We start from the raw sequence: 14,450 nt of genomic DNA, 5'->3' as shown, positions 1-14,450 counted from the left end.
ATGAGAGTTCTTCATATAAATGAAAGTGATACGGTTGGAGGCGCAGCAAGGGCTGCATATAGACTTCATAGATCATTAATTGAAAGGGATATTGATTCGCTGTTTTGGGCGAATTCCAAAAGTAGTGACGATCACACCGTAGTGTCTGACTCAAGAGACATTATCAAATTCTCTAAAGTATTCACTAATAGGCTAAACACATATGCCATAAGCAGGTATTCAAAAAGATCGCAAACTACTTTTAGTGCGCCTATCGTTAGTTTTAACAATGTTAGGAAAATTGTTGAGGATAATGACATTGACATTATTCATTTGCATTGGGTTCCTGGCATGTTTGAAATACGTAAACTTGCTGCGCTAAATAAGCCAGTAGTTTGGAGTTTGCATGACATGTGGCCTTTTACGGGTGGATGCCATTATACTGAAGAATGTGAAAAATACAAGAGAAATTGCGGTTCTTGTAAAGTTTTGGGTTCGACAAAAAACATTGATCTAAGTAGTAGATCACAAGCGAAAAAGGCTAAGGACTATGTTGATATTAAAAAATTAGTCATAGTAGGTTTGAGTAAGTGGATTGCACAGTGTGCTATAGATAGTTCTCTTTTCAAAGGAAGAAAAATTGTTAATCTACCAAACCCTATTGATAGTAATATTTATAAGCCTTTAGATAAGCAATATTCAAGATCCGTACTAGGGATACCAGAGAATAAGAAATTAGTTGTGTTTGGAGCCATGAATTCAACTGGAGATAAGAGAAAGGGCTTCGACCAATTAGTTCTTGGGCTTAATCAATTAAGTTCCAGTGATCTATTATTAGGTGTTTTTGGTAGTTCAGAACCAGAGAGGCCTGATATATTATGGGATAATATTCAGTATTTTGGGCAAATTAATGATGATGTGACAATGGCTATTTTGCTTAGTGCGGCTGATGTCGTAATCGTTCCCTCCTTACAAGAGAATTTATCTAATGTGATTGTTGAGTCGATGGCCTGTGGAACACCGGTTGTATCGTTTGATATAGGAGGGAATAAAGATATTATCGACCATAAGGAGAATGGGTATTTGGCTGTTCCTTTTGATCCGATGGATTTAGCAACTGGTATCTCATGGGTGTTGGCAAATGATAGTAGCAGTATCAAAGAGAAATGTTTAGAAAAAACTAATTCGGTTTTTGATGGAAGTGTAGTTGTACAAAAATATATAGATTTATATTCATCGATTGTGAACTAATTAGAATTATGATAACAATCATATGTGTTGTATTAAATCAAGCGGATGAGTTGAACCAAACCATCCAAAGTGTTAAGAGTCTAAATCGAAAGGTTGAGTTAATAGTAGTAGATGGGAAATCTAATGATGGTACATTAGACATTATAAAAGGACATGATGACTTTATTAATTCTTGGATTAGTGAGAAGGATAATGGAATTTATGATGCGTTCAATAAAGGATGGAATATGGCAAGTGAAAACAGTCATGTTTTATATCTTGGTGCTGGAGATAAAATACTGAAATTACCTAAAGAATCTGTTTTGAGATTTTCAGATGTTTTATATGGCAATGTGATTCTTGAAGGCAGATATACCTTTATCTCTAAGGCTGACTTTAGATTGAAATTGGGAAATACCTTACATCATCAAGCCCTATTGGTTAAAAAGAGTCTTTTGAAAGCATCTCCTTTTGATACAAATTTCAAAACGTATGCTGATTTTGATTTGAATCAAAGACTTTTGAAGTCGGGAGCTGTTTTTTCTTCTTGTCCAAATTTATTGGCGTCTGCCATACCTGATGGAGTTAGTCATCATTTTAATTGGAAAGAATCTTTGTCTGTAGTCCGGCATAACTACGGAATTTATCTTACGGGGCTGGCTTTTTGTTATTACGTCTTTCAATTTTTGATCGAAAAAATCAACATGAATAATTAGATATATTATATGAATGACATATTTGAATTTTCGAAAAAAAATGCTCTTATCATTGTATTGTATAAAACAAGACTTGTTGAATCTATAACTTTTAATTCGTTTTCTGATATTTTAAAGGGAACTGATTGTAAAATGGATCTCATTGTTTATGATAATTCACCAGAATTGAATGTTGGACTACAAGAATTTGAAAATTGGAGAATAAAATATATTGGAGACCCACTTAATTCAGGTATTAGTTTGGCCTACAATATAGGAGCAAGATACGCAAAGGACATTTTAAAAAAGAGCAGGCTGTTAATAGCCGATCAAGATACGTTTTTCCCAATTAATTCTATATCTGCCTATGTTGATGCAGTTGAAATGTATCCATTACAAGCTATATATGCTCCTATAATTAAATCTAAGGAGATAATATCTCCTTGTCGATTTTTATTTAATCGTGGTTTTACTCTTAATAGAGTGAAAGATGGTTTAATGAGTTTTAAAGGCAGGTCATTGATAAATAGTGGATGTTTAATTGACTTGGATGCTTTTTTTTTAGTGGGAGGTTACAATGAAAAGATTCAGTTGGATTTCAGTGATTTTTATTTTTTTGAAAAAGTAAAAGCAAAATTTTCAGAATTTGTTGTTGTAAACTTGATTCTTTCTCAAAATTATTCGGATGATAGCGATAATAATCTTAAGAGTAGGTTGTTTAGGTTTAAATTCTATTGTGAAGGTGCCAAGGAGTTTTCTTTGTATAAAAAAAGTGGAGTACTATTAATTGTGGTTACATTTATACGCATGCTTAAGTTGTCTAAAATGTTTAAGACCAAGCAGTTCGCTGTAATGTGGGTAAAAAAAATGCTGTTATAAATGGCGAATCCTTATTACATCTACTGCTTAGCGTTTGGAGCCTCTCTGATAGTTTGTCAATTTGGTTGGTCAAGTGCGTTTCCTGAGTTGAAAGCAAATCTGTTAGTATTTTTATTTTTTACTTTTATTTTGACTGGATTATTCGGTTTTTGGTTTCAGAGAAAAAATGTAATCAAATACGAAATAATTACAATCTCTAGTGATAAAAAATGGTTATTTATATTCTCTCTTTTCTTATGGAGCATAGAGTTTATTTACAACAAAGGGATACCTTTGGTTTTAATATTAAGTGGGGCCGATTATGATTATACTCGGTTTGGAATACCTACATTTCATGTGTTTGTAGTTACTTATACTTCATTTTTAACGGTCCATTTTTTTAGTATTTTTTTATCTACAGGGAAAAGAAAAATTTTATTATACTCTATACTTCTACTTTTTATACCTATTCTTTTGTTTAATCGAGGAATGTTTATGATTAATACAGTTTCTTGTTTTTTTGTTTACTATCAATTTAAAGGAGGCCTTAGGTTTTATAAGAAGTGTGTTGCGATGGTTTTTTTATTCACCCTTCTTTTTGGCTTTGGCTATTTGGGAAATGTTAGAACTACTAATATGTATAAAGGCGTGGAAACTAATTATATATTAGAAATTGGAAAAGCAGATGCATCTTTCAAGAAAAGTATTATTCCGGATGAATATTTTTGGTCGTATTTATATATTGGATCTCCTATAGGAAATCTCCAGCATAATATTAACCAAGGGGAACCAAGAGGTAGTTCTTTGAACACTTTCATTACTTTCGTCACAAATGAGCTAAATTTTGATTTTATTGCCAAAAGAATAAATGAGTTAAGAGGAGTACAAAAAACTGGGATATTCAAATTTTTACCTTTCCTTACCGTTGGGTGTGTTTACACTAAAAGTTTTATGTACTTTGGTTGGTTCGGCATTGTTTTTATGTTTGTTTTTTTACTCTATTTTCCCGTTTTTTATTTTGGGTTAATTAAGAAAGGAAGTGAGTACTATTCAACTGCATCGGCAATAGTATGTTCTTTGTATTGTTTCCTAATATTTGATAATATGTTTTCTTTTTCTGGAATGAGTCTTCAGTTAGTTTATCCTATATTATTGAGATTTAAGTTTAGAAAAGTTCTTTTGGATGAGAACCCAGGTATGTTATGAAAATATTCATTTCTATAATAATCGTTACATATAATAGCGAGAGATTCTTGGCTAAATGCTTGAAACCTTTGAGAGGAGTACCGGACGTTGAAGTCATTGTGGTTGATAATAACTCAACCGACAAAAAGTATCTTGAGTCGGAGGATAACGATAATATTCGTATTTTGTATTTAAAAGATAATTTGGGTTTTGGTAGAGCTAATAACCTAGGGCTAAACGAAAAATCTACTTGTGCTACTCATATAGTTTTTTTGAACCATGATGTTTTTTTAAGGGATGAATGGCTTTACGTATTGAAGCAGAAATTAATGTCGGATGTCAATTTTGGTATTCTTTCAGGTCCTTTATTGGGGTATGATATCGAACAGCTTCGAGCTACTGGAAAGTATGATAGTTTAGGTTTAGGAAAAACAGTTTATGGCAAATGGTTCGATATCGGTCAAGGAGAAACTATTGAAAATAGAGTAAAAAAGGATATCAAAGTAGCAGGGGTATGTGGTGCTCTGATGGTAATGAAAATGTCATTGGTAGACGACCTTAAAAATGATGATGAGTTATTTGATTCTAATTATTTTATGTACAAGGAGGATATTGACCTATCCATAAGAGTTACAAATTTGGGACTGGATCATTTAATTGAAGATAAACTATGGGCTTATCATTGTAGGGGATGGAATAAGGACAGAAAAACAGTGGATAAGAAATGGAAAATTATGTCTGCCAAGAATGAGTTATATATGAATTACAAGTTCAAAAATATTACGGTATTTTATTCTCTTATAAAATTAATTTATGTCTTTAGTTTCGAGTAATAGTTTTGCGGTAGTAATCCCAACATATAATGGAGGATTATTATGGGGTAAAGTGATTGAGTCGCTTTTGATGCAGAAACTTAGACCTAAGTTAATACTTGTTATTGATTCTGGTTCTAAGGATAATACCTTTCAGGCTAGTAAAGATGCAGGGTTTGAATGTATAAGTATCTCACAAAAAGATTTTAACCATGGGGCAACTCGTAATTTAGGTGTGGATTATGTGATTAGATCCTCGAAGAATATTAAATTCATTGTTTTTCTGACCCAAGATGCGGTACTAGCCAATCCCAATTCACTGGGTAATTTGGTTAAAATCTTAATTGATGAAAAAATTGGTGCAGTGTGTGGTAGGCAGATACCTCATGTCAATGCTCAACCTTTAGAGGCTCATGCTAGGTATTTTAATTATTCAACGGAATCTAAAATTAAATCGAAAGAGGACATTCTTAGATATGGAATAAAAACAGCTTTTATGTCTAACTCATTTGCAGCATACAATTATATGGCCTATAAAGATGTCAACGGTTTTCCTGATGACACGATCTTTGCTGAAGACATGTCTATAGCTGCAAAAATGTTACTGAAAGGGTATAAGGTAGCTTATTGTGCCGAAGCATCTGTGTATCACAGCCACTCATACACTATTATTGAGGAGTTTAGAAGATATTTTGATGTAGGGGTATTTTATAATAGGGAAAGTTGGATCAGGGAGAGTTTTGGTAGTGCCGGAGGTGAGGGTTTAAAGTTCGTTATCTCAGAAATTCGTTTTTTGCTAAAAAGTAACTTGTTTTACTTGATACCTTATGCATTTTGCCGTGTAATAGCAAAATTTGCAGCGTTTAGGTTAGGTATGATTGAACAAGTATTATCAAGAAAAACTAAACTTAGAATAGGGATGAATAAATCATATTGGAGATGAAAAACATATTATTAACTGGAGGGTCGGGTTTTATAGGTCGCCATTTGGTTGGGTTGCTCCGATTACGTTACGAGAATGTAGTGATTATAAATGTAGATTTGAAACCCTCCAGAATTAATGGGGTAACAAATATTATTGCTGATATACGTGACTATAAAGAAATGGTGACTGCACTACAGCCTTTTGAAATAGATACATGTATTCATCTTGCAGCACTTTGTAAAGAACCAGGGTTTGAATGGGACGAGTATTTTAATACTAATTATTTGGGTACTAAAAATGTAATAAGACTATGTAAAGATAAAGGAGTTGAGAAAATCTTATTTACCAGTACAATGATGGTGTTTAAAGCAGGTGACAAAAAGAATTTTGATGATTCATTAACTGCGCCTGACTCTGCGTATGGGATTTCAAAATTATTGGCAGAAAAAGAATTGAAGAATTGGAGTCAAAAGGAGAAAGGAAGAACTCTCAAAATTGTTAGACCTGCTGTAGTGTTTGGAGAGAATGAAAATGGGAATTTCACCAAATTATTGTTTCAATTAAAAAAAGGATTTTTCCCTTATATTGGAAGAAAATCAACTGTGAAGGCGAATATATATGTACTTGAATTAGTTAATTTTATCGCATTCTTATTGAAAACAAAAAATGAAAGCGACGTCTTTAATTTTTGCTTTCCTGAAAATAGTGAATTATCAAACATTATTGACTTATTTAAGAAAGAGTTTGAGTTGAAAGTATATACACCAGTACTGCCATATAGGTTTATGCTAGTACTGGCCTACTTTTTTGAAATAATGGATTCTATTGGTTTGAAAAACTCGATGCATCATCGTAGGATTCAAAAATTATATTATTCTACAAATATATTTCCACAAAACGCTATTGATAGTGGGTATAAATTTGAATATACATTGGAAACTGCCCTTGTTGATTGGAAATTGAAAGGAATTTGACGTATTAAGTGAGTATTAAATTTATGAAAAAAGCTTTAGTAACAGGAATAACAGGGCAAGATGGAGCTTATTTAACAGAGCTCCTTTTAGATAAGGGGTATGAAGTTCACGGAATAAAAAGAAGGTCTTCATTATTTAATACAGATAGAATAGATCATTTATATCAAGACCCTCATGTGGACAATGCTAAATTAATATTGCATTATGGAGATTTGACGGACTCTATGAATTTGACTCGGTTGATTCAAGATATTCAACCAGATGAGATTTATAATCTTGGAGCCATGTCTCATGTGAGAGTTAGTTTTGATACGCCTGAGTATGTGGCTAATGTTGATGGTATAGGTACCTTAAGATTGCTTGAGGCTGTAAGATTATTAGGGTTAACTGAAAAAACAAGGGTATATCAAGCTTCTACTTCTGAATTGTATGGTTTGGTTCAAGAGGTGCCTCAGAAAGAAACGACACCTTTTTACCCAAGGTCTCCATATGCGGCGGCTAAGATGTATGGTTATTGGATTACAGTTAATTATAGAGAGGCGTATAATATGTATGCTTGTAATGGGATTCTTTTTAATCATGAGTCCCCATTACGTGGTGAGACATTCGTGACAAGAAAAATTACGAGAGCTGTGGCTAAGATGGCTTTGGGTCTTCAAGATTGCACTTATATGGGTAATTTGAATTCTAAAAGAGATTGGGGGCATGCAAAGGATTATGTAAGAGGTATGTGGATGATGTTGCAGCAGGATAAGCCAGAAGACTTTGTCTTGGCAACAGGCGTAACGACTACTATTCGTGACTTCATTAAGATGTCTTTTTCTTATGTAGGAGTAGAGTTGGATTTCAAAGGTGAGGGTATCGACGAAGTAGCAATCGTGAAGTCTTCTAAAAACGCTGATTTCGCATTTAAAGTGGGGCAGGCAGTGGTGAAAATTGATCCAAAATATTTTAGACCCACTGAAGTAGACTTGTTAATTGGAGACCCGACTAAAGCCAACACAAAAATGGGTTGGAAGCCTGAGTATGATTTGGAGGCACTAGTTAATGAGATGATGGAATCTGATTTGAAACTTTTTCAGAAAGATAAATATTTGCTCGAAGGTGGTCACGAAATATTGAAGCAGGCAGAGTAAAATGGATAAAGATTCGAAAATTTATGTGGCTGGCCATCGAGGAATGGTTGGCTCTGCCATTGTGAGAAACCTTGAGCTAAAGGGTTTTTCTAAAATAATTTATAAGACATCCAAAGAGCTAGATTTAAAAAATCAGAGAGAGGTTAATAAGTTTTTTGAAGAAGAGAAACCAGAGTTTGTTTTTTTAGCAGCGGCAAAAGTAGGAGGTATTCATGCAAACAACGTTTATAGAGGGGAGTTTCTGTATGATAACCTTATGATAGAAGCCAATGTGATTCACGCTTCTTATGTCTATAAGGTGAAGAAACTTTTGTTTTTAGGCAGCTCCTGTATTTATCCCAAACTAGCCCGTCAGCCTATTCATGAAGATAGTTTGCTAACTGGATCATTGGAGCAGACTAATGAACCTTATGCGATTGCTAAGATTGCTGGCATTAAGCTTTGTGAAACTTATAGGGATCAGTATGGAGTGGACTTCATTAGTGGGATGCCTACGAATTTATATGGACCAAATGATAATTATGATCTGAATAATTCTCATGTATTACCTGCCTTGATACGAAAATTCCATACCGCAAAAGTTAATAACGAATCAAAAGTGGAAATATGGGGCACTGGCTTCCCTATGAGGGAGTTTCTACACGTGGATGATTTAGCAGAAGCGTGCTCATTTTTAATGGAAAATTATTCGGAGGGGCAACCAATAAATATTGGTTATGGGTCAGACTTGACTATTAAAGAGTTGGCTGAGACAATAAAATATGTAGTGGGCTTTGAAGGGGAGTTAGTATTTAATACGGATAAGCCAGATGGAACACCTAAAAAATTGATGAGCAGCGAAAGAATCAATGATTTGGGTTGGTCAGCAAAGATTTCGTTGAAAGAAGGTGTTGAAGCAGTTTATGCTGCTGTGGATAAATCAGAGTGGTAAATATTATCAGAATATTTTCCCTATCTTCGCACTCTACCTAGCTTTTAACACATGCAAAAGAAGAGGTTTTCTAAGTATTTTCCTGCCATATTCCTTTTCATAGACCTTTTGTTCTTGAATGTTGGGTTTGTGGTGGCAAATTATATTCGTTTTGATACCTTTTGGTTTCATGGCGATCGGTATCCATTTTTATTTGCTTTTTTGAATGTCGCTTGGGTAGTCATTTTTTTCGTAACGAAGCTGGAGAAGGTTGAGCGAGAAAAAAGCATTGTTGATTACATTTCTCAAATTCTTTTAGGGCTTACGATTAATCTGGCCGTCGTTTTTGCGATGTGGGCTTCTACACGAGCCTATTTTTATTCGCGTGAGCATCTTTTTTATACCTATCTTATTTTCTCAGTATTCGTCATTGGGTGGAGAGTTGGATTTATCAATCTTCTAAGATTTTATCGTACGAAAGGTTATAACCTTCGAAACGTAGCTATAGTGGGATATGGCCCGATTGGTCGAAGTTTGAAGAGGCATTTTCTTCAAAACCCAGAGATGGGGTATGTTTTCAAAGGTTTTTTTGATCATAAGGTAGAACACCCCTCAGTTGCAGGGTCTATTGAGGATGTGGAGGGATTTTCAAAGGACAACAGTATTGATGTTATTTTCTGTTGTTTGCCTAAGCTGTATGATGATGATGTAAAGCGGTTGGTGGATTTTGCAGAGAACAATTTAATTAAGATCAAACTGCTTTCTGATTTTAGCAAGGTATCCAACAAAAACCTACAAGTTCAGCGATATGGGAATATTCCAGTTTTAGACGTTAGTAATATCCCATTGGATAGGATTTATAACAGAGTATTGAAACGAGCATTCGATATTGCTTTTTCTTCTCTAGTCATGATCTTTATTCTTTCTTGGTTGGTGCCTATTATAGGTTTGTTGATCAAGTTAGAATCTCCAGGCCCTGTGTTTTTTATTCAGAATAGACATGGGCGTGGCAATAAGTATTTTCCATGTTGGAAGTTTAGGACGATGGTGGTCAACAACGAAGCGGATTCTAAGCAAGCGACGAAGAATGACGCACGTATCACTAAGATTGGAGGGATTCTTAGAAAAACCAGTTTGGATGAATTGCCACAATTCATCAATGTCTTTTTGGGCAACATGTCTGTAGTAGGTCCACGACCTCACCCGATCAAACTGAACAATGAGTTCTCCCCAAAAATTGATCGTTTTATCCAGCGTCATGCAGTGAAACCAGGTGTGACTGGACTCGCACAAGCGAAGGGTTATCGTGGAGAAACGGCGCGCTTTAGTGAAATGTATGGACGTGTAAAACTCGATCGGTTTTATGTCAAGAACTGGAGTCTTTGGTTTGATATCAAGATTATCTTCTTGACGATTTATTCTATCATTTTCGAGACAGAAAACGTCTATTAGCGGTTATTTAGCAACTCATCTTTCATTACGTCTTCCATGTTGGCGTAGCTGCTGCGGGTCATGGTGATGATTTCTAGTGTGAGGAAATCGAATTCTTCTACTACTTTCCCTGTCAATTCATAAATACCTTGACCCCTGAAGCTGTATTGCTTGGCTACTGGTGGGAAATGAACCGTATCGATGAACTGTCCTTTTTCGTCAAGGAATGTTCCGAAGTACATGCGTGTACCAGATTTGGTGGTGGTGCGTTTGGCTGTGACCAAGTAGCCCAACATGGTGACGATTTTTCCTTTGTACTGTGCTATTTCATGTGCGTAGATGATGAGGTCAATAGGTCGTTGATTGACCAAATCAAATGGACTTTCTAGTGAAAAATGTAAGATTTCTAATTCATCGTAGATGTCTTCTCGCTTGTCGTAGAAGAGTGCAGGCAATTGTACTTTTTTGTTTTGGGGAGGAAACATAGGGTACAACTGGTTGGGTTTTTTATGCTGGTTGGTGAGGAAGAGAAACTTCCAAAGGAGCTTTTTTTTGTTGGGCTCGATGCTACGGAATGCGCCGATACGAATTAGGGTTTTGGTGTGCTCGATACCTATGGGGACGGTTTCTAGAAACTGTTCCAGACTGTCAAAGGCTGTCAAAGCTGTGCGGTGGGAGATGATTCGTGCTGCATTTTTCAAACTGAGTTGTTGGATGACATGGAAGCCGAGGTATATTGTGTCTCCGATGATGTGTGTGTGTTGATGGGAAGTATTGATACAGGGAGGCTGGATGATGGCACCTTGTTGTCGTGCTTCGTGGATGTAGGTTTCACGGCTGTAAAAACCTCCCCCGTTGTTGATGACGGCTACCATGTATTCGAGTGGGTAGTGTGCCTTGAGGTATAGACTTTGGTAACTCTCGATGGCGTAGGAGGCTGAGTGGCCTTTGGCGAATGCATAGCCAGCGAAACTTTCAATTTGCTTCCAGACTTCATGGGTGAGCTTTTCTCCACGATGCATTTGGATGCAGTTGTGAAAGAACTTCTGCTTGACCTGATGAAATTCTGTTCTTGACCGAAACTTGCCAGACATGCCGCGACGAAGGATGTCTGCTTCACCGAGATCGAGCCCTGCAAAGTAGTGAGCGACTTTGATGACGTCCTCTTGATATACCATGACTCCAAAGGTCTCCGGCATGAGTTGGGCGAGTATGGGGTGTGCTTCGCTTCGTTTTTCGGGCATACGAAACCGTAGGATGTATTCACGCATCATGCCTGATTTGGCGACTCCAGGACGAATGACGGAACTTGCTGCTACGAGACCTAGGTAGGTATCTGCTTTGAGTTTTTTGAGGAGCATACGCATGGCGGGAGATTCGACATAGAAACAGCCAATGGCCTGTCCGTTGCGTAAAAGGTGTTTGATTTTCTCGTCTTCAAAAAACCGTTTGGTGTCGTGGATATCTATGGTTGGGGCATTGGGGCGATTGACTCGGACGATGGCAATCGCATCTTTGATTTTTTCCAGCCCCCTTTGGCTGAGGATGTCAAACTTGTAGAGACCGATGTCTTCTGCTACCACCATGTCAAAGTGCGTGATAGGGAAGCCTTTGGGAGGCAAGTTGGTGGCAGTGTAGCTGTGTATGGGTTTTTCGGAGATGATGACCCCTCCTGCATGGACACTCAAGTGACTGGGGATCTCATCCATATGGGTGGCGTACTTGAGTATCAGTTGGGTGACATGGTCGGAAGGTTGGGTTGGGTTGTCGCTTATCTTGTCGATTTCATGGGGGGGTAGGCCGAAGACTTTGCCAAGCTCCCGAACGATGGCTTTGAATTTGAAGGTGCTGTATGTGGCGATCAGACAGACTCTTTCTGCCCCAAAACGTTCGAAAATGTAGCGGATCACGTCTTCTCGATCTCGCCAAGAAAAATCAATATCAAAATCGGGGGGATTGGTACGGTAGAGATTGATGAAGCGCTCAAAGTATAGATCCAACTCGATGGGGTCTACGTCGGTGATGCGTAGCAAATATGCTACGACACTATTGGCACCACTCCCACGACCGACATAGAAGTAGCCCTTGCTGCGTGCATATTTGAGTATGTCCCAGTTGACAAGGAAGTAGGAGACAAAACCTTTTTTTTGGATGATGTCTAGTTCTAGTGCTAGCCTTCGGTAGATCTTGATGCTGGGTTGAGCAAACCTGTAAGGCATGCCTTGGAGGCAAAGCCTGCGGAGATGCTGGATGTCTTCTGAAGGAGAGGAGTTGTAGGACTGGATGTTTTTGTGGGGATGCTCGGTACCGAACTCGAAATTGACGGAGCAGCTGTCGAGGATGTTCTGGGTGTTTTGGATCAGTTGTGGGTAGTCCTTGAAACATGCGGTGAGTTGTTCTTCGGAGAGTAGTTGGTCGTCTACGGACGCTTGTTCGCTCTTGGGTAGTTTGCTTAGTAGTGTGTTGTTGTCGATGGCTCGGAGTAGCCGGTGGATGTTGAAGTCGAGTTGATGACGAAAGGATCCGCTTTGCATCACGACCATATTATGGATTTGGTCTTTGGATTTTGAAAATGGGATTTTCAAAACATCTCGAGGATTGACGCCTATGTATTCATTTTCCCGTAAGGAATAAGCCCTTTGGGAAGAGAAAGGGTAGATGACAAATACGTGTTGGAAGGCTGGGGCAACAGCGGGCACCTTTGTTTTGGCATGGAGGAGCGGTGAGAGGTAGTTGTTTATTTCACGGAAGCCTTCGTTGTTTTGTGCTATAGTGACAAATTGCTGTTGGATACCATTCCTGAAGTCCACGCCGACCAGTGGACGAATACCATAGTCAGGCGCTAGTCGCAGAAAGTTCATGCACCCGGAGGTGTTGTTGATGTCTGTCAGGGCGAGGCTTGTCAACCCGAGTCGCTGGGCTTCTTGTAGGAGCGACTTTGGGTGCATGACGCCATAGCGAAAACTGAAAAAGGAGTGTGTATTGAGAAACATCGTGAATGAGTCTAAAGGGAAAATCAGCTGCGTCGGTTGGGCAACAGAGGTGGCGGTTCTCCAGAGAAGGGATTGAAGCGGCTGATGGTTTTGGCCTCTATGCCTGCTGCACGTAGGATTTTTCGGTCGCCGTGTTTGTCACGAATGGTGTCGAGTGCTTGGTAGAGACGGATCATCTCTTCGGTATCTTCGAAGAGGTGGATTTGGTAATTGCCCTCGGCCAGTTGACTAAATCGTACACCTATGAGCCGAATGAGTAGTCGTTTGTTGTAGAGTCGGTCAAAGAGCTCCATGATTTTGGGGATCAAAATATGATCTGCCGAAGTGAAGGAGATTTTGGACTGTAGCGAGTGAGTATTGAAGTCAGAATAGCGAATCTTGACCGTGACACAAGAGGTGAGCTTCTGCCCTCTTCTGAGTTGAAAGGCGAGGTTTTCTGCCATGACGAGCATGATACTTTTGAGCTTGATCGTATCGGTGGTGTCTTTGTCAAAAGTCCGCTCGGTGGAGATAGATTTTCGCTCTTGGTAGGGGACGACTGGAGAAGGGTCTATGCCTTGTGCTTTTTGCCACATCTTGGTGCCATGCCGGCCGAAGGCACTTTCTACCAAGTCGAGAGGCATCTGTTGTAAATGGCTGATGTAACGGATGCCTAGTTGCTGTAATGTGTGGTAGGTTTTTTCGCCGACCATAGGGATCTTCTTGACCGATAGAGGAGCTAGAAAATGCTTCTCCTGACCATAATTGATCTGCATTTGGTTGTTAGGTTTGGCTTCACCAGTAGCGATTTTGGAGACGGTTTTATTTTCGGATAGACCAAAAGAGATCGGGAGTTTGGTTTCCTTGATGATGCGTTGGCGCAGTTCGCTGGCGATTTGCATGCAGCCAAAGAAGCGATCCATACCTGTCAGATCCATATAGAACTCATCGATCGAGGATTTCTCAAAGAGCGGGACGGACTCTCGGATGATCTCGGTGACCTCTTTGGACTTTTGACTGTAGGTAGCGGCATTGCCTTTGATGATGATGGACTCAGGGCAGAGTTGTCGGGCTAGTTTCATGGGCATGGCAGAGTGTACGCCAAAAGTACGTGCCTCGTAGCTACATGACGCCACCACTCCCCGATCCGAAGTACCGCCAATAAGTACGGGTTTGTTGTGCAGGCGCTTGTCATGCAAGCGCTCACAAGAGACAAAAAACGTATCTAAGTCCATGTGGACAATTGATTTTTCGTGTGCCATAAAAGTAAATTGAGGAAACAAAAATACTACAATAATTAGTATAAACTATAATGTTTAGTTTTTAGAATGTGTCGATCCATC

The 14,450-nt window shown here is 38.3% G+C and carries 12 protein-coding genes; 10 read left to right on the top strand and 2 right to left on the bottom strand.

Features of this window, described 5'->3' with window-relative positions; all coding sequences use genetic code 11:
* The 10 genes from BUB99_RS08320 to BUB99_RS08275 are packed head-to-tail and all read left to right on the top strand — an operon-like array spanning position 1 to position 10,156.
* Positions 1-1,230 (top strand): glycosyltransferase family 4 protein, encoded by a 1,230-nt coding sequence (locus BUB99_RS08320; protein WP_073121396.1) that lies wholly within the window; start codon positions 1-3, stop codon positions 1,228-1,230.
* An 8-nt stretch (positions 1,231-1,238) separates the two neighbouring features.
* The gene (locus BUB99_RS08315; protein WP_073121394.1) at positions 1,239-1,925 is read left to right on the top strand and encodes a glycosyltransferase; all 687 of its coding nucleotides are present in this window, start codon (positions 1,239-1,241) and stop codon (positions 1,923-1,925) included.
* Between the two features lie 9 nt (positions 1,926-1,934).
* Entirely contained in the window at positions 1,935-2,783 is an 849-nt protein-coding gene (locus BUB99_RS08310; RefSeq protein ID WP_073121392.1) for a glycosyltransferase family protein, read from the top strand.
* Entirely contained in the window at positions 2,784-3,968 is a 1,185-nt protein-coding gene (locus tag BUB99_RS08305; protein WP_073121390.1) for a hypothetical protein, read from the top strand.
* Complete coding sequence (locus tag BUB99_RS08300; RefSeq protein WP_073121388.1) at positions 3,965-4,780, top strand: glycosyltransferase family 2 protein; 816 nt, start codon at positions 3,965-3,967, stop codon at positions 4,778-4,780. The genes BUB99_RS08305 and BUB99_RS08300 overlap by 4 nt, the downstream gene beginning before the upstream one ends.
* Positions 4,761-5,702, top strand: coding sequence for a glycosyltransferase family 2 protein (locus tag BUB99_RS08295; protein WP_073121386.1), 942 nt, complete (start codon positions 4,761-4,763; stop codon positions 5,700-5,702). Before BUB99_RS08300 ends, BUB99_RS08295 begins: the two co-directional genes overlap by 20 nt.
* Positions 5,699-6,658, top strand: a complete 960-nt coding sequence (locus BUB99_RS08290) for an NAD-dependent epimerase/dehydratase family protein (RefSeq protein ID WP_073121384.1) — start codon at positions 5,699-5,701, stop codon at positions 6,656-6,658. The genes BUB99_RS08295 and BUB99_RS08290 overlap by 4 nt, the downstream gene beginning before the upstream one ends.
* Positions 6,659-6,681: 23 nt before the next feature.
* Positions 6,682-7,794: a GDP-mannose 4,6-dehydratase gene (gmd, locus tag BUB99_RS08285; RefSeq protein ID WP_073121382.1), complete on the top strand. Its 1,113-nt coding sequence runs from the start codon at positions 6,682-6,684 to the stop codon at positions 7,792-7,794.
* A 1-nt stretch (position 7,795) separates the two neighbouring features.
* Complete coding sequence (locus BUB99_RS08280; RefSeq protein ID WP_073121380.1) at positions 7,796-8,725, top strand: GDP-L-fucose synthase family protein; 930 nt, start codon at positions 7,796-7,798, stop codon at positions 8,723-8,725.
* Between the two features lie 51 nt (positions 8,726-8,776).
* Complete coding sequence (locus BUB99_RS08275) at positions 8,777-10,156, top strand: undecaprenyl-phosphate glucose phosphotransferase (RefSeq protein ID WP_073121378.1); 1,380 nt, start codon at positions 8,777-8,779, stop codon at positions 10,154-10,156.
* Here BUB99_RS08275 and BUB99_RS08270 read toward each other — a convergent pair.
* Together BUB99_RS08270 and dinB are read right to left on the bottom strand one after the other, a co-directional pair.
* The gene (locus tag BUB99_RS08270; protein ID WP_073121377.1) at positions 10,153-13,128 is read right to left on the bottom strand and encodes a DNA polymerase III subunit alpha; all 2,976 of its coding nucleotides are present in this window, start codon (positions 13,126-13,128) and stop codon (positions 10,153-10,155) included. The two genes, BUB99_RS08275 and BUB99_RS08270, sit on opposite strands and share 4 nt — an antisense overlap.
* Before the next feature lie 23 nt (positions 13,129-13,151).
* Positions 13,152-14,369, bottom strand: coding sequence for a DNA polymerase IV (gene dinB, locus BUB99_RS08265; RefSeq protein ID WP_073121375.1), 1,218 nt, complete (start codon positions 14,367-14,369; stop codon positions 13,152-13,154).
* Positions 14,370-14,450 lie beyond the last annotated feature (81 nt).

This window comes from Reichenbachiella agariperforans, from assembly GCF_900142205.1.
Classification (GTDB): Bacteria; Bacteroidota; Bacteroidia; order Cytophagales; family Cyclobacteriaceae; genus Reichenbachiella; species Reichenbachiella agariperforans.
The sequence above is the reverse complement of the archived record's forward strand: the minus strand, read 5'-3'. Positions and strand labels throughout refer to the sequence as shown.